Source organism: Billgrantia sp. C5P2, assembly GCF_051062895.2.
This window is the reverse complement of sequence record NZ_CM128542.1, coordinates 4,256,252-4,272,862: the sequence shown is the minus strand read 5'-3', so window position 1 is coordinate 4,272,862 and position 16,611 is coordinate 4,256,252. Positions and strand designations below refer to the sequence as shown.

Annotated in this window: 16 protein-coding genes; all 16 read left to right on the top strand. The window is 66.4% G+C overall.

The window, feature by feature from the left end; all coding sequences use genetic code 11:
* The first annotated feature begins 94 nt into the window (after window positions 1-94).
* The 16 genes from ACRWQA_RS19875 to ACRWQA_RS19800 all read left to right on the top strand — a co-directional run bounded on the left by ACRWQA_RS19875 (window position 95) and on the right by ACRWQA_RS19800 (window position 16,585).
* The gene (locus ACRWQA_RS19875; protein ID WP_434230037.1) at window positions 95-1,213 is read left to right on the top strand and encodes a muconate cycloisomerase family protein; all 1,119 of its coding nucleotides are present in this window, start codon (window positions 95-97) and stop codon (window positions 1,211-1,213) included.
* 15 nt (window positions 1,214-1,228) lie between these two features.
* On the top strand, window positions 1,229-1,519 hold the full coding sequence (gene catC / locus ACRWQA_RS19870; RefSeq protein WP_434230035.1) for a muconolactone Delta-isomerase: 291 nt from the start codon (window positions 1,229-1,231) through the stop codon (window positions 1,517-1,519).
* A gap of 55 nt (window positions 1,520-1,574) precedes the next feature.
* Window positions 1,575-2,543 carry a catechol 1,2-dioxygenase gene (catA, locus tag ACRWQA_RS19865; RefSeq protein ID WP_263581431.1) on the top strand — a complete coding sequence of 323 codons (969 nt, stop codon included), beginning with the start codon at window positions 1,575-1,577 and terminating at the stop codon, window positions 2,541-2,543.
* A gap of 112 nt (window positions 2,544-2,655) precedes the next feature.
* A complete protein-coding gene (locus ACRWQA_RS19860) occupies window positions 2,656-4,023 on the top strand; it encodes a Rieske 2Fe-2S domain-containing protein (RefSeq protein ID WP_434230032.1) in 1,368 nt (455 codons plus the stop codon).
* Window positions 4,024-4,037: 14 nt separating this feature from the next.
* Window positions 4,038-4,523, top strand: a complete 486-nt coding sequence (gene benB, locus ACRWQA_RS19855; protein WP_263581429.1) for a benzoate 1,2-dioxygenase small subunit — start codon at window positions 4,038-4,040, stop codon at window positions 4,521-4,523.
* A gap of 31 nt (window positions 4,524-4,554) precedes the next feature.
* Window positions 4,555-5,595, top strand: a complete 1,041-nt coding sequence (gene benC / locus ACRWQA_RS19850; RefSeq protein ID WP_434230030.1) for a benzoate 1,2-dioxygenase electron transfer component BenC — start codon at window positions 4,555-4,557, stop codon at window positions 5,593-5,595.
* Complete coding sequence (gene benD, locus ACRWQA_RS19845; RefSeq protein ID WP_434230027.1) at window positions 5,592-6,383, top strand: benzoate diol dehydrogenase BenD; 792 nt, start codon at window positions 5,592-5,594, stop codon at window positions 6,381-6,383. The genes benC and benD overlap by 4 nt, the downstream gene beginning before the upstream one ends.
* Window positions 6,384-6,454: 71 nt before the next feature.
* On the top strand, window positions 6,455-7,708 hold the full coding sequence (locus ACRWQA_RS19840; RefSeq protein ID WP_434230025.1) for a benzoate/H(+) symporter BenE family transporter: 1,254 nt from the start codon (window positions 6,455-6,457) through the stop codon (window positions 7,706-7,708).
* Window positions 7,709-7,808: 100 nt separating this feature from the next.
* Window positions 7,809-9,017 (top strand): benzoate/H(+) symporter BenE family transporter, encoded by a 1,209-nt coding sequence (locus ACRWQA_RS19835; protein WP_434230022.1) that lies wholly within the window; start codon window positions 7,809-7,811, stop codon window positions 9,015-9,017.
* Between the two features lie 93 nt (window positions 9,018-9,110).
* Window positions 9,111-10,817, top strand: coding sequence for a DEAD/DEAH box helicase family protein (locus ACRWQA_RS19830; RefSeq protein WP_434230019.1), 1,707 nt, complete (start codon window positions 9,111-9,113; stop codon window positions 10,815-10,817).
* A gap of 122 nt (window positions 10,818-10,939) precedes the next feature.
* On the top strand, window positions 10,940-11,986 hold the full coding sequence (locus ACRWQA_RS19825) for a TRAP transporter substrate-binding protein (protein WP_434230017.1): 1,047 nt from the start codon (window positions 10,940-10,942) through the stop codon (window positions 11,984-11,986).
* 72 nt (window positions 11,987-12,058) lie between these two features.
* Complete coding sequence (locus tag ACRWQA_RS19820; RefSeq protein WP_434230015.1) at window positions 12,059-12,535, top strand: TRAP transporter small permease; 477 nt, start codon at window positions 12,059-12,061, stop codon at window positions 12,533-12,535.
* Complete coding sequence (locus tag ACRWQA_RS19815; RefSeq protein ID WP_434230014.1) at window positions 12,532-13,821, top strand: TRAP transporter large permease; 1,290 nt, start codon at window positions 12,532-12,534, stop codon at window positions 13,819-13,821. The genes ACRWQA_RS19820 and ACRWQA_RS19815 overlap by 4 nt, the downstream gene beginning before the upstream one ends.
* Window positions 13,822-13,921: 100 nt before the next feature.
* Entirely contained in the window at window positions 13,922-15,079 is a 1,158-nt protein-coding gene (locus tag ACRWQA_RS19810) for an amidase (protein ID WP_434230012.1), read from the top strand.
* Window positions 15,060-16,205, top strand: a complete 1,146-nt coding sequence (locus ACRWQA_RS19805) for an acyl-CoA dehydrogenase family protein (RefSeq protein ID WP_434230009.1) — start codon at window positions 15,060-15,062, stop codon at window positions 16,203-16,205. The genes ACRWQA_RS19810 and ACRWQA_RS19805 overlap by 20 nt, the downstream gene beginning before the upstream one ends.
* Window positions 16,206-16,237: 32 nt before the next feature.
* A complete protein-coding gene (locus ACRWQA_RS19800; RefSeq protein WP_434230007.1) occupies window positions 16,238-16,585 on the top strand; it encodes an IacB protein in 348 nt (115 codons plus the stop codon).
* Window positions 16,586-16,611: the final 26 nt, after the last annotated feature.

Here is a 16,611-nt window from a genome sequence, read left to right as displayed (position 1 = left end):
CAGGGTATGGCTCGGGACCTAAACGATATTGGTTCGGCCGCGTCGGGGCAAGCAGACTGCCAAGGTATCGAAACACCGAACCGCCGGAGCGCGCATGTCATCTGTCATCGAGTCCATCGAAACGCTGCTGGTCGACCTGCCGACCATCCGCCCCCACAAGCTCTCCATGACCACCATGGCCTATCAGACGCTGGTCATCGTGCGTCTGCGCGACTCCGACGGCGTCGAGGGCCTGGGCGAGGGCACCACCATCGGCGGGCTTGCCTACGGCCCCGAGAGCCCCGAGAGCATCAAGCGCAACATCGACACCTACCTGGCGCCGCTGCTGATCGGTCAGCCGGCGGGCGCCGTTGCGGCGCTGCGGGCACGCCTCGACCGCCATGCCCGAGGCAACGCCATCGCCAAGTCGGCGCTGGAAACCGGGCTGCTCGATGCCCAGGGCAAGCGCCTGGGGTTGCCCGTGGCCGAGCTGCTCGGCGGCGCGCGCCACGACCACCTGCCGGTGCTGTGGACCCTGGCCAGCGGCGACACCGGCCGCGACATCGACGAGGCCTTCCAGCGCCTGGAGCAGCGCCGTCACTGCGACTTCAAGCTCAAGATCGGCGCCAACGCCGTGGACGACGACGTGCGCCACGTGGCCGCGATCAAGGAGGCATTGGGCGAGCGGGCGAGCATCAGGGTCGACGTCAACCAGGCCTGGGACGAGAGCACCGCCGTGCGCGGCATCGCCGCGCTGCAGGCCGCCGGCATCGAGCTGATCGAACAACCCATACCCGCCCGCGAGCATGCCGGGCTGATTCGTCTGGCGGATCGCTTCGAAGTGCCGATGCTGGCCGATGAGGCGGTGGCCGACGCCCGCGACGGCTTCGCCCTGGCGGCGGCCGGTTTCAGCGGCGCCTATGCGCTGAAAATCGCCAAGGCCGGCGGCCCGCGCGGTGCCCTGGCGCTGGCCCAGGTCGCCCAGGCAGCCGGCATCGGCCTCTACGGCGGCACCCTGCTCGAGGGCACCATCGGCACCGCCGCCTCGCTGCACGCCTGGGCGACGCTGCCCGAGCTGGCCTGGGGTAGCGAGATGTTCGGCCCGCTGCTGCTCAAGGACGATATCGTCGCCGAGCCGCTGGCCTACGGCGAGTTCGGCGTGGAGCTGCCGAAAGGGCCGGGGCTGGGTATCACCCTGGATGAAGACAAGCTCGCCCACTACACCCGCCAGTGACAGGAGAACGCACTCATGCTTTTTCAGGTGGAAATGACCGTCAAGCTGCCGCCGTCGATGCCGGCCGAAGAGGCCGCCGCGATCAAGGCACGCGAGAAGGAGTACGCCCAGGAGCTGCAGCGGCAGGGCAAGTGGCGCCACCTATGGCGGGTCGCCGGCAGCTACGCCAACGTCAGCATCTTCGACGTGCGCGACAACGCCGAGCTGCAGGAGATCGTCGCGGGCCTGCCGCTCTTCCCGTGGATGGAGATCGGCGTCAAGCCGCTGTGCCGCCACCCCTCATCCATTCGTGACGACGACAGCTGATCCCGACGATTCACGCCAGCCCCGTGGGGCAACCAACGACAACGAGGACAGACCCATGACCGTGAAGATCCATGACACCCCCGAGGTACAGAACTTTCTCAAGGCCGTGGCCGGCTTCGACCAGCAGGGCGGCAGCCACCGCGCCAAGCAGATCCTGCATCGCCTGCTTTCCGACGTTTATCGCTTGATGGACGACTTCGACGTCACCCCGGAGGAGTTCTGGTCCGCCGTCAGCCTGCTCAACGAGCTGGGCAAGGAGAGCCAGTTCGGCCTGCTGGCCCCGGGGCTCGGCTTCGACCACTACCTCGACATGCGCATGGACGCTGCCGACGAGCAGGCCGGCCTGACCGGCGGCACGCCGCGCACCATCGAGGGCCCGCTCTACGTGGCGGGCGCACCGGTGGCCGAGGGCGAGGCGCGCATGGACGACGGTAGCGACACGGACGCCGAGGTCATGTGGCTGACCGGCCAGGTGCGCGACACCCAGGGCAAGCCGATCCCCGGCGCCCAGGTGGAGATCTGGCACGCCGACTCCAAGGGCAACTACTCGTTCTTCGATCCCTCGCAGTCTGAATACAATCTGCGCCGCACCATCCTCGCCGACGCCGAGGGACGCTACCGCGCGCGCAGCATCATCCCCTCCGGCTACGGCGTGCCGGCAGGCAGCCCCACCGACCAGGTGCTCAAGCTGCTGGGTCGCCACGGCCAGCGCCCCGCGCATATCCACTTCTTCGTCTCCGCGCCGGGTCATCGTCACCTGACCACCCAGATCAATCTGGCCGGCGATGAGTACACCTACGACGACTTCGCCTTCGCCACCCGCGAGGAGTTGGTGGTCGAGGCCACCCGCATCGAGGACGCAGCCGAGGCCGCCAAGCGCGGGCTCGAAGCCCCCTTCACCGAGGTGGTATTCGACGTCGAGTTAGCCTCGACCGCCGACCCCGAACTGCAGAGCCGCCACAAGCGCCCGCGTGCGCTGGAGGACGAGGCGGCAGCGGGCAAGCGTGAGCCCGCCGAGGCCTGATCGCCCGACGCTTTCCGCAAGTCACCTGACGATACGAAGCGCTCCCCCGCCGGCCTTGGCCGGCGGGTAGGGGAGCCTCACGACCTGACAAGAGCCACGAGGAGTTGGAGCCATGACCGCACAGCTTGATCGTCTCAAGAAGCGCGTTCGCGGAGCCGTCGTCGACGACCCCGAGAACGGCATCTTCCGCTGCCATCGCAGCATGTTCACCGACCCGGCCTTCTTCGAGCTGGAGATGAAGCACATCTTCGAGGGCAACTGGCTGTTCCTGGCCCACGAGAGCCAGGTCGCGGAACCGGGTGACTACATGACCGTCACCATGGGCCGCCAGCCGGTGATCATCACCCGCGACAAGCAGGGCGAGCTGCACGCGCTGATCAACGCCTGCGCCCACCGCGGCGCCACCCTGTGCCGCAAGAAACGCGGCAACAAGGGCACCTTCACCTGCCCCTTCCACGGCTGGTCGTTCAAGAACGACGGCAAGCTGCTCAAGGCCAAGAACGAGAAGACCGGCGCCTACCCCGAGGGCTTCAAGCAGGAGGGCTCCCACGACCTCAAGCGCGTGGCGCGCTTCGAGAACTACCGCGGCTTCCTGTTCGGCAGCCTGAGTGCCGACGTCGCCCCGCTCACCGAATACTTGGGCGAGACCACCAAGATCATCGACAACATCGTCGACCAGGCGCCGGAGGGCATCGAGATCCTGCGCGGCACCTCCTCCTACACCTTCAACGGCAACTGGAAGCTGGGCGCCGAAAACGGCGCCGATGGCTATCACGTCAGCACCGTGCACTGGAACTACGCCTCGACCATGGAGCGGCGCAACTACGATGCCGGCGGCACCAAGGCGGTGGACGCCAATGGCTGGTCGAAGAGCATGGGCGGCTTCTACTCCTATGAGAACGGCCACATGATGCTGTGGACGCGCCTGCTCAACCCCGAGGTGCGCCCGGTCTACTCCCAGCGCGAGCGCATCGAGCAGGAGCTCGGCGAGGCGCGGGCCGACTCCATCGTCAACCAGACCCGCAATCTCTGCCTCTACCCCAACGTCTACCTGATGGACCAGTTCTCCACTCAGATCCGCGTGATCCGGCCGATCGCCGTGGACAAGAGCGAGGTCACCATCTACTGCTTCGCGCCCAAGGGCGAATCGGCCGAGAACCGCGCCCTGCGTATCCGTCAGTACGAGGACTTCTTCAACGTCAGCGGCATGGGCACGCCGGACGACCTGGAGGAGTTCCGCGCCTGCCAGAACGGCTACGCCGGCCTCGACGCCGAGTGGAACGACCTCTCCCGCGGCGCCAAGCAGTGGATCGAGGGCGCCGACGACAATGCCCGCGCCATCGACATGAAGCCGCTGCTCAGCGGCGCCTCGCCCGAGGACGAGGGCCTCTACGTGATGCACCACAAGCACTGGGTCGAGGAGATGCTGCGCGCCATCGAAAAAGAGCGCAGCCAGTTCATTGCCACCGCGTCGGCCTGAGGGAGGGCACCGTCATGACTTATCTCGATATTCAGGCCTTTGTCCATCGCGAGGCCCGCCTGCTCGACGACCGCCAGTGGGACGAGTGGCTGACCTGCTACCACAAGGACGTGGTCTTCTGGATGCCGGCCTGGGACGACGACGACCGGCTGACCGAGGACCCGCAGAGCGAGATCTCGCTGATCTATTACCCCAACCGCGAGGGGCTGGAGGACCGCGTCTACCGCATCAAGACCGAGCGCTCCGGGGCGACCAGCATTCCCGAGCCGCGCACCACCCACCAGGTCTCCAACCTGGAGGTGCTCTCGCAGGAGGGCGACACGGTCGAGCTGCGCTTCAACTGGCACACCCTGAGCCATCGCTACCAGCAGACCAGCGCCTACTTCGGCACGTCGTTCTACACCCTGGACGTAAGCGGCGTCGCGCCGCTGATCACCTACAAGAAGGTGGTGCTGAACAACGACTACATCCACCAGGTCATCGACGTCTACCACGTCTGAGCGACCGCGATCCCGGTGGGAGGAGACGAGCATGAGCTACACCATAGCCCTCAACTTCGAAGACGGTGTGACCCGCTTCATCAGCTGCAAGGACGGCGAGACGGTGCTCGACGCCGCCTATCGCCACAAGGTCAACCTGCCGATGGACTGCTCCGACGGTGTCTGCGGCACCTGCAAGGGCAGCTGCGAGCAGGGGGAGTTCGACCTGGGCGACGAGTACATCGACGAGGCGCTCTCCGACGAAGAACTCGCAGAGGGCAAGGTGCTGACCTGCCAGATGGTGCCGTCGTCGGACTGTGTGGTGCAGGTGCCGGTGGCCTCGACCCTGTGCAAGACCGGCGTCGGCGAGTTTCCCGGCCGGGTCGCCGAAGTCGAGCGCCTCTCCGAGGACAGCTTCGAGCTGGTCGTCGACCTTGACGAAGGCGAGGGGCTCGCCTTCCTGCCGGGGCAGTACGTCAACATCCAGGTGCCGGGCCGCGACGAGACCCGCTCCTACTCGTTCAGCTCGCTGCCCGGCGGGCGCCGTGCCAGCTTCCTCATCCGCAACGTGCCGAATGGCCTGATGAGCGGCTACCTGACCGGGGCGGCCAAACCCGAGGACGACCTGACCCTGACCGGGCCGATGGGCAGCTTCTACCTGCGCGAGGTCGAGCGCCCCGTGCTGATGCTGGCCGGCGGCACCGGGCTGGCGCCGTTCCTCTCCATGCTGCGCCAGCTGCAGGCGCGCGGCTGCGACCAGCCGGTGCGACTGCTTTACGGAGTGAACGTCGACGACCACCTGGTCAAGCTCGACGAGCTCGACGCCTTCGCCGAGGCGCTGCCCGACTTCGCCTACACCACGGTGGTGGCCGATGCGGCGAGCGAGCATCCACGCAAGGGCTACGTGACCCACCACATGGCCCCCGAGCTGCTCCACGACGGCGAGGTCGACGTCTACCTGTGCGGGCCGCCGCCGATGGTGGATGCGGTGCTCACCCACTTCCGCGAGCAGGGCATCTCGCCGGCCAGCTTCCACTACGAGAAGTTCACCCCGAGCCTGGCCCCGGAAACAGCCAAGGAGGCGGTGGCATGAGCGCGCGTTTTGAAGGCTCACGTTTCCAGGAGCAAGTGATGGTGATCACCGGCGCTGCCCAGGGCATCGGCCGGCGCGTCGCCGAGCGCGCCGGCGCCGAGGGCGCCCGGCTGGCGCTGGTGGATCGCGCCGAGCATGTCGATGCAGTGGCGGCCGAGCTGCGCGAGGCGGGCATCGAGGCGATCGCCCTGAAGGCCGACCTGGAGAGCTGGGAAGGCGCCGAGGGCGTGATGCGCCAGGTCCAGGGGCACTACGGCCGGGTCGACGTGCTGATCAACAACGTTGGCGGCACCATCTGGGCCCAGCCCTACGAGCACTACCGGCCGGAGCAGATCGAGGCCGAGGTGCGCCGTTCGCTGTTTCCCACCCTGTGGTGCTGTCGCGCGGCGCTGCCCTACCTGCTGGAGAGTCGGGGCAACATCGTCAACGTCTCCTCGGTGGCCACCCGCGGCATCAACCGGGTGCCGTATGCCGCCGCCAAGGGCGGGGTCAACGCCATGACAGTGGCGCTGGCCTTCGAGTACGCCGAGCACGGCATTCGCGTCAACGCCACCGCCCCCGGCGGTACCGAGGCGCCGCCGCGGGTGATCCCGCGCAACACCGCCGAGCCCAGCGAGCAGGAGAAGGCGTGGTACCAGCAGCTGATCGATCAGACCAAGGCCACCAGCTTCATGGGGCGCTACGGCACCCTCGACGAACAGGCCGGCCCGATCCTGTTCCTGGCCTCGCGCGAGGCCGGCTACATCACCGGCTGCGTATTGCCGGTGGCGGGAGGTGATAGCGGCTGATCGTTCTTCACGCCACGTTCACCGGTACGCACCACTCACTCAACGATAACAACATTCCCCTGGAGTACACCGTGAAACATATCGAGAAGGGCGCCGGACTCGCCACGGCGCCACGCGACTTCATCCGTGACCTCAACGCCGACAACCTGAGTGCCGGCGTGGTGGCCGGGATCTTCGGCCTCAGCGCCGGCGTCATCCACATCAGCGCCGGCACCGCGGCGGGGCTCCCCCAGGAATTCACCCTGCTGTGGGTGATCAGCTACCTGATGATCAACGGCCTGTTCGGGCTGTTCCTGCCGGCCTACTACCGGCTGCCGCTGCCGATGGCCAACTCGATCCCCGGCGCGCTGCTGTTCGCCGCCGTCATTCCCCTGGTGGGCCTCAACGAGGCGCTTGGCGCCACGCTAATCGCCGGGGGCATCGCGCTGGTGGTGGGCCTGGCGGGGTGGATGAGCCTGGTCATGCGCTTGATTCCGATGCCCATCGTGATGGGCATGGTGGCGGGCATCCTGCTCAAGTTCGGCACCAACATGGTGATGCCGTTGCAGAATGCCTTGGTGCCGGCGGCGATCATGATCCTCTCCTTCTTCTTCGCCGCGCGCTACCTGCGCCGGGTGCCGCCACTGGTGGTCACGCTGCTGGTGGGCGTTGGCTACATGGCGCTCTCCGGCGCCGATTTCTCGAGCGTGACGTTCTCCTTCAAGCTGCCCGAGTTCATCATGCCGGCCTTTACACTGGAGGCCTTCCTGGCTTACGGCCTGCCGCTGGCGTTGATTCTCGTCGGCATGGAGACCCCGGCCGGGGTGGGGCTGGTCAAGGGCATGGGCTACAAGAGCGCCCCGGCCAACGCGATCACCGCCCTGGGCGGCTTCGGCACCATGGTGTCGGCCTTCTTCAACCTGCACAGTACCTGCATCGCCGCGCCGATGACCGGGATCTGCTCGGGGCCGGAAGCCGGCAGCCACGACAAGCGCTGGGTGGCGGCGGTGATCGTCGGCATCATCTTCGTCACGGCGGCGCCCTTCTACGGCTTCGTGTTCAGCCTGATCGAGGCGATGCCGAGCTACTTCATCGCCATCGTCGCCGGGCTGGCGCTTCTGCGGGTCATCAGCTCGGCCATGCACATGACCTTCTCCGGCAAGCATGAGGTGGGGGCGATGTTCTCCTTCCTGATCGCCGTGTCGGGGATCCAGATTCTCGGCATCGGCTCCTCCTTCTGGGCACTGGTGCTGGGGGCGGGTCTCTCCATGCTGGTGGAGTTCCGCGACTTCGATTTCTCCCGCGAGTCTCGCAGCTCGCAGGGGGAGACCGCCACGGCGCGCTAGCGGGCGGTCAGACCTTCCTCCGTTGGCCCGTGGTCGATCCCTCGCTACGGGCCTTTTTTATCCGTTTGAAATCCCCCATCTCTTCCATGCGAGGTGAAACATGTCATTGCGCCAGGACTGGTCGCTGCCGGCCGTGACGGCCGGATTCGTGGCGGTGCTGATCTCCTACGCCGGCCCGCTGGCGATCTTCTTCCAGGCCGCGCAGAGCGCGGAGATCTCCCCCCAGATGATGAGCTCCTGGGTGTGGGCCATCTCCATCGGCGCCGCGGTGTCGGGCATCGGGCTGAGCCTGTGGCTCAGGGTGCCCGTCGTCACCGCCTGGTCGGCGCCCGGCACGGCGCTTCTGGTCACACTGTTTCCCGAGCTGTCGTTGAACGAGGCGGTGGGCGCCTATCTCACCGCGGCGCTGATCGTCTTCGCGGTCGGCGTGAGCGGCTCCTTCGATCGGATCGTCGCGCTGATCCCGCCCGGCATCGCCGCAGCGATGATGGCCGGCATCCTGTTCCAGTTCGGCGTCGGCGTGTTCACCTCGCTGGAGGAGGCGCCGCTGCTGGCGCTGGGCATGCTCGCCGCCTACCTGGGGTTCAAGCGGCTCTTCCCGCGCTACTTCCTGGTGCTGTTGCTGCTGGTGGGGATCGTGCTCGCGGTGCTGTTGGAGGGCGCCAGCCTGGCGGGCGTGTCGTGGCGGCTGGCGTCGCCCGAGCCGATTCGCCCCGAGTGGACGCTGGGCGCGACCCTGAGCCTGGCCCTGCCGCTGGCGCTGGTCAGCCTCACCGGGCAGTTCCTGCCGGGCATGGCGATCCTGCGCGGCGCCGGTTATGAGGTCCAGGCCCGGCCGATTCTCACCGTGACGAGCCTGGTGTCGCTGCCGATGGCGCTGTTCGGCGGCATCACCACGGTGGTGGCGGCTATCACCGCGGCGCTGTGCACCGGCAAGGCGGCCCATCCCGACCCCGCCAGGCGCTATGTGGCCGGCGTGGCCAACGGCGGCTTCTACCTGCTCGGGGCGCTGTTCTCGGGCAGCATCGTGCTGCTGTTCACTTCGCTGCCGGTGACCTTCGTCGCCCTGCTGGCGGGGCTGGCGCTGATCGGCGCCATCGCCGGCAACCTCAGCGCGGCGGCCGCCGAGAAGGAGCATCTCGAGGCCTCGATCATTACTTTCCTGGCCACCGCGTCGGGCATGAGCCTGTTCGGCCTGGGCTCGGCCTTCTGGGGCGTGGTGATCGGCTGCGCGGCGTACCTGGTCCTGCACCGGCCCCTGGCGCTGCCGGTGCGGCGGGCGGCGGCTGCCGCCGAGGAGAAGTCGTGATCGAGCCGAGATTGCCCCGCATGAGAAATTCGGCCAATGTCGAGGCATGACCGCCGTCCATCGGCCTGAAACCTCAGCATGTGCGTGGCGCCTATGCTTGATCGAGCTGCTCCCGAGTTCTCGGCGTGGAACCCCGGCCTCGAGGCCGACCTGCCCAGGCGCTACCGGCCCCTGGAGACCATTCATCGTCCGGCCAACGTCTCTTCCGACTTGGCCGAAATTCCCGAACTAAGGGCGCTCACCGGGCTCGAGGAGGAGGAGCTGGTCGCGTTCCGCGCCGAGCGCCTGGTGCTGCACGAGCTGATCGTGCGGGTCACCGCCGACATCCTGGTGCATGAGGGTGAACAGGAAGAGGTGCTGGGGCACAACTTCCGCCGCATCGTGCTCAAGATCCTGGCCGACTACCTTTCTCCCCAGCTGCCGGCATTCCAGCAGGCATTCGACCGACTCTGCGCGTCGATACGAGGCAGGGCGGGGAAGATCCTGGAAGCAGCCTTCGCCCCCGAACCGGAGGCGAGCGATGCCGAGCCCGTCTCCTTGCTGGCTCGTTGGCTGGGCAAGCGGCCCGCCCCGCCGCGGCCACCGGATCGCCGCTCGTTGGAGGAGCGCCACCACGATGCCATCCAGGGTATCAAGCAGCGCGGGCTGGCTGCCCGGGACGAGCTGGAGCAGGCCGTCTACAAGAGCGCCTACCGTGTGCTGAGTTCGATTGCCGCTGCCCAGGGCCATATCGGGATGGACCGCGAAGTGCTGGTGCGCTTGATCACTCGGCATGCCTGCAACGACTACGGCAGCCGCCTGATCGGCCACCTGCTGGCGCCGAACGTCGAGCGGGCCATCGAGCAGGAGGGCTACGATAGGGTGCCTCTTGCCGACGAGCCGATTCTGGTCAGCCTCAAGGGTGCCTCGGCGGCTGGCAAGAGCTCCCTGCGACACCTGCTGAGACATACGCTGCAGGACCTGGGCCTGCCACCGGATCGGTACGGCACCATCACCCCCGACATCTGGCGTCGCCTGCTGCTCGACTATGAGGCGCTGGGGGAAGCCTACAAGTACGCCGGTCGCCTGGCGGGCAAGGAGGTCAAGCTGATCGACGCCAAGCTCGATCGCTACATCCGCGACAAGGCGCAGCGGGACGGCACCATTCCTCATCTGCTGATCGACCGCTTTCGCTTCGACAGCTTCTCCACCGAGACGGTGGCGCGAATCCTCGACGATACCTACGCCAAGTACGTCGCTACGATGCACATGTACTTCATCATCACCCCGCCGGAAGCCACGGTGGAGCGGGGCTGGCAGCGAGGGCTGGAGCGGGGGCGCTACAAGGCGGTGTCGGACTTCCTGGGGCACTGCGTGGAAGCCTATGACGGCATGCCCAGAGTGTTCTTCAAGTGGCTGGACAGCCCGCGGCCGCGCTTCAAGTACGTCTTTCTCGACAACAGTGTGCCCAAGCACACCCCGCCGGCGGTCGTCGCCCACGGCACCCGCGAGATGCTCCATATCCTGGATCCCCTGGGCCTGGTCGCCATCGAGCGCTACAAGAAGATCAACACCGCGGCGACGTGCCCCGCAGAGGTCTATCCTGGCGGCGACGTGCTCGCGGTGGCCAACAACTGCACATTCCTCAAGCAGTGCCTCGCCAAGGTGCCGGAGGTCCGCTTCGTCGATGCCACGAGCGGCAAGACGTACCTGCGCGCCATCTCGGGCCGCTTCGCGGTGGAGGATGCCGAGCTGCTGCAGGCCAGGCGCCAGGAGGCGGGGCTCGCCGAGCTGTTTGCCGTGCTGGGGATGCCGGACTAGCCAGTAATGTTCGCAATACGAACCTTTGCGCGTTATTTGCATTGCTTGAAATTTCATGTGATATTGACTGTATTGGGTGACACAGAAGCACCCAACAACAACGATAAACAGAGGTAGACCCCATGACGACGAAGACAACAGTGCCGAACATTCGGCGCGCGGCGGGTGCCATTGGGCTGGCGGGTGTGCTGATGAGTGCCCTGGCAAGTCCGCTCGCTTCGGCCAGCGACATCACCCTCAGTTATGCCTTCATCTCGCCTGCCAGCACCTTCCCCGGTGTGCAGATGGAGCGTTGGGCGGAGGAGCTTGAGCGCCGCACCGACGGGCGGGTGACGGTGAACACCTTTCCCGGCAGTACGCTGCTATCCGCCAACAACATGTATGACGGCGTGTTGAGCGGCGTTGCCGACATCGGGCTCTCGATCACCTCCTACGAGCCGAGCCGCTTCCCGCTGCTCAACCTGGCCGGCAGCCTGACTGGGCTGGAGGTCAATTCGACCGTGGCGAGTCAGACCGTCTATGAGTTGATTCAGGAGTTCCCCCCCGAGCAGCTGGGCCTTGATGATTACAAGGTCATCACTGCCTTCACCTCAGAACCCGGCTATTTGCACACCAAGGAGCCGGTGACTTCCCTGGACGCGCTGCATGGTCAGGAGATTCGTGTGCCTGGTGATAGTACCGACGTTCTGGCGGCACTGGGCGGGGTGCCGATAGCGCTCTCGCAGGCCGACACCGGCGAGGCACTGCAAACGGGCGTCGTCGACGGCTACGTGAGTTCACGGGAGGTGTTGAGGGACCTGCGCTATGCGCGCACCGTCAAGTACGTGACCGACTACCCATTGAGCAGTGCGGTATTTGTGGCGGTCATGAATCGTCAGCGCTGGGAGGCGCTGCCCGAGGACGTGCAGCAGGTCATCGATGAGCTGGGCGCCGAAATGGCCTTCTTTGCCGGCGACTATCTCGATTCCCATGTCGAAGCGTCACTGGCTTGGGCGCATGAGGAAGAGGGGGTCGAGGTGCTCTCGCTGAGCGAGGAGGAGGCGGCTCGCTGGACCGAACGCCTGGAGCCGATCAACGAGGAACGCCTGGCCCACGTTGCCGAGCTAGGCCTTCCCGCCTACGAGTTCAACGAGCGCATGCTTGAGCTGTTCGAGCAATATCAACAGTAGTGACAGGACCAGCAGTAGTGACAGGTGCCCGGGCTTCGGCCCGGGAAACATTCGACACGACGGGTCTGGCTCATGAATAGATTTTCTCTCCTGGTCAGTCGGCTATTGCTCGCCCTCGCCGGCGGTGCCTTGCTGGCCATGGTGCTCCTGGTGGTGACCAACATCGTCATGCGCCAGGTCGCCTCCTCGTTCGGTGGTACCACCGAGGTGGTCGGTTGGCTGACGGCGGTGGTGGTTGCGCTCTCCCTGGCCTATGCCCAGGTGACAAAGGCGCATATCGATCTGGACATGCTGGTGGCTCGCTTGCCCCGGCGTCTGCAGCATGGGATTCAAGCCCTGGTGTTGCTGGCGAGCCTGCTGTTCTTCGCCATGGTGGCGTTCAAGCTCTGGCAGTACGGTCTGCTTGCCATGCAGCGGGGCACGTTGTCTCAATCCCTGCGCCTGGCCGTTTACCCCATCATCTATCTGGTCGCCTTCGGCTTCACCGCGTTCTGCCTGGTGCTGCTGGTGGATGTGCTGGAGTGCCTGAAGAGGGGGAAGGCGTCATGAGCTTCACCCTGGTGGCCCTGATCGGCGTGCTGGCCCTTTTCGTGCTGATTGTCCTTAAGATGCCGATCAGCTTTGCCATGTTCATCGTCGGCTTCTTTGGAATGCTGCACATCACGAGTTCCATGGCGGCATACAACATCGTCAGCTCCGGTATCTGGGAACAGCTCTCCTCCTACTCCCTGAGCGTCATCCCGCTGTTCATCTTCATGGGGGAGCTGCTGTTTCGCTCGGGAATCACCGAAAAGCTCTTCGCTGCCGCCTATGCCTGGACGGGCCATCGCCAGGGCTCCATGGCCACGACGACGATCCTGAGCAGCGCCGGCTTCGCCGCGGTTTGCGGCTCCAACACCGCGACGGCCGCCACGGTGGGTACCATCGCCCTGCCGGAGATGAAGAAGTTCGGCTACCACAGGGCGCTGAGCGCCGGCAGCGTCGCCACCGGCGGCACCCTGGGCGTCATCATCCCGCCCAGCGCGGTGCTGATCGTGATCGCCTTGCAGGCCGAGCTGGCCATTCGCGATCTCTTCATCGCCAGCATCGTGCCTGGCCTGATGCTGATGACGCTGTTCGTGCTGACCATAGCCTATCTCTGCTGGCGCAACCCGGCCATGGCGCCGGCCGGTGAACGCTCCTCCTGGGCTGCACGCCTGGCCTCGCTCAAGGGCGTGGTGGAGATCTTCGTGCTCTTCACCTTGGTGCTGGGAGGGCTGTTCGCCGGCTGGTTCACCTCAACCGAGGCGGCGGCGGTGGGCTGTGTCGGCGCCATGGCCATCATCGGCCTGCGCGGGCGGCTGTCCTGGGAGATGCTGCGGGAATCGCTGAGCAACACCCTCAGAACCTCCGCCATGATCCTGATGCTGGTGGCGGGTGCGGTGGTGTTCGGCCGCTTCCTGACCGTCACGCGGCTGCCCTTCCTGGTCGGCGAATGGGCCGCTGCGCTGCCCCTGCCGGCGGTGCTGGTCATGGCCTGCGTGCTGCTGATCTACGTCATCGGCGGGGCGCTGATGGATGCCATGGGCTTCTTGATCATCTCGATCCCCATCTTCTTCCCGGTGGCGATGGTACTGGGTTACGACCCGATCTGGTTCGGCATCATGGTCTGCATCGTGACCAGCATGGGGGCGATCACACCGCCGGTGGGAGTCAACGCCTTCATCGTCAAGAGCCTCGATCCCGAGCTCAGCTTCGGCGAGATATTTCGCGGCGTCGGCTACTTTATGTCGCCTTACCTGATATGTATCGCGCTGCTGCTGCTGGTGCCCGAGATCGTCCTGTTCGCTCTCTGAAGCGAAGGTAGGCCTGTAGGCAACGGAAGTAGACCAAGAAGCGAAACCGAGTGTCATCAAATACTTGAAATTTCATGTGATAAATAAACAAAAGGCTGCCATGACATCTCTCATCCAACCTCTCGACCTCGGCACGGGCCCCAAGCGAGTCGTGGTCAAGGACAGTATCGATATCGCCGGCTACCCGACCCGGGCGGGCTCTGCGGCGCTGACCGATACGCCGGCAGCGGAGAGGCATGCCGAGATCGTCGAGCGCACGCTGGCAGCCGGGTACCGCATCGTCGGCAAGGCCAACCTGCATGAGCTGGCGTTCGGCATGACCGGGCTCAATGCCTGGACGGGCACCCCCGAGAATCCGCGCTTCCCGTCGTTCATCCCGGGGGGATCGTCCAGCGGCTCGGCGGCGGCGGTGGCGGCGGGCGTGGCGGAGATCGGCATCGGCACCGACACGGGAGGCTCGATCCGGGTGCCGGCGGCCTGCTGCGGCGTGTACGGGCTGAAGCCCACCTTCGGCCGGCTCGGGCGTCGCGGCGTCATGCCCGTGCACAGCAGCCTCGACTGCGTGGGACCGCTCAGTGCCGATCTCGACGAGCTGATCGCCTTCATGACGGCCGTGGATACAAGCTTCGCCGTAGGAAGCAGTGCTGCGATGCCGCGCCTGTGCGGGCTGGCGGTGGCGGCCGATACGACGATCCTCGGCGCGCTGGAGGCGTGTCTCGAAGGCGCCGGGCTGGCCGGTGAAACGCGCGCTTTGCCCCTGATGGACGAGGCCTACGAGGCGGCCATGGCGCTGATCAACCGCGAAACCTACGTGGCCTGTGCCGCCTGGCTCGACAGCGGCCGACTGGGGAGTGACGTGGAGCGGCGCCTGCGTGCGGCCGCCGAGACCACCGACGCCGAGCTGCGCGAGGCCGAAGCGGTACGCCGGGCCTTCACGGCCGGCGTGGACCGGCTGCTCGAGACTTACGAAGTGCTGGCGCTGCCGACGCTGCCGCACTTCCCACTGACCCGGGCGGCAGCCGAGGAGGGGCGGCAGGATCTGACCGTCTCTTCCCTCGTGCGGCCCTTCAACCTTTCGGGGCATCCCGCCCTGAGCCTGCCTCTGCCCCCCAGCCGGGGTCGGCCGGTGAGCCTGCAGCTCGTCGGCCGGCGTGGCGATGACGCCGGCGTCTGCCGGGCCGCGCGTTACCTCATCGGCACACGGCATGACGAGGCCATTCAAACAACAGGAGAAGCCCATGCACAGCCAGGTCGATAAAGCCCAGTGGGGCGGAGAGGAGCGCTTCGATGCGCTGCTCGACAATATCCGCCAGCGGCGTGACGAGTTCGAAGCACAGCGACACCTCTCGGCGGACATCGTCGAGGAGTTCAAGGCCATCGGCGTCTATCGCGCCATGGTGCCGGCCAGCCACGGCGGCGATGAGAAGTCCCCCGCCGAGTTCCTGAAGATGGTCGAAGCCATCTCGGCGGCCGATGGCTCCGCCGGCTGGGTGGCCAGCTTTGGCATGAACCCCGCCTACCTGGCGGCGCTGCCCGAGGCGACCATCACCCAGATCTGGAAGGACTCTCCCGACGTGGTGTTCGCGGGGGGCATCTTTCCGCCCCATCCCGCCGAGCGGGTCGACCGCGGCTTTCGCATCAAGGGGCGCTGGAAATTCGCCAGCGGCTGCATGAGCGCCTCGCTGTGCGGCGTCGGGATCCAGCCCGACGAGCCCGGTGCCCTGCCGCGCATGGCGGTGCTGCCCCGCGAGCAGGTTCGCATCGACCCCACCTGGGACATGCTAGGCATGGTCGCCACCGGCAGCCACGACCTGGTGGTGGACGACGCCTACGTCGCCGAGGAGTGGACCTTTGTGCGCGGCGCCAAGGCCACCATCGACGCGCCCTTCTTCCGCTATCCCGCCCTCTCCTTTGCCACCCAGGTGCTGGCGGTCACCACCCTGGGACTGGCCCGGGAGGCACTGGACGTGGTGCGGGCCATGGCCGGGGGGCGCAAGTCGGTCACCGGGGCGCCCAATCTGGGCGAGCGCGAGTACGCCCAGATTGGCCTGGCCAAGGCCGAGGCCCGGGTGCGTGCCGCCCGTGCCTTCTTCTACGACAGCACCGAGTCGGCCTGGAGCGCCGTTGAGGCCGGCGGCGAGCCGAGTCGCGAGCAGATCAACCTGCTGCGTCTCTCCGCCACCCACCTGACCCATGAGTGCGCCGAGGCCATTCGCAGCGTGTACCAGATCAGCGGCATGACCGGTGCCGAGAACGGCCACCCCTTGTCACGGATTCTGCGCGACGCATTGCTGTGCACCCAGCACGCCTTCATGGGCGAGATCACCTGGAAGAACGCCGGCGCCATCTTCTTCGATCACGCCCCCCTGCCGGGCTACCTGTGAACCGAAACGACCACTGAAGAACGGAGATCATCATGAAGCATCGCGTACTGTTTTGCTGTGGCATCAACCAGAACTTCATGAACGCCACCGCCGAGGAGGCCAAGCAGGTGTGGGAGGCCACCCGCGAGATGCTGCAGGGTATCGACGGCCTGCCCGGCCTGACGATCCTGGGCATCATGGACGACGACCGCATTCAGGTCGGCCCCTCCATCTCCGCCCCCTGGACCTTCTACATCATGGCGGACGTGCAGGACTACGAATCCATCGTCGAGGCCTGCAACTTCTTCCGCACCACGCCGGTGGGCGACGGCACCTACAAGCTCTGGAAATACTGCCGGGTCGAGGCGCGCATCGGGCGCGAACTCGTCGTGCCCGAATGACGAAAAACCATCGACAAGCCGTTGCC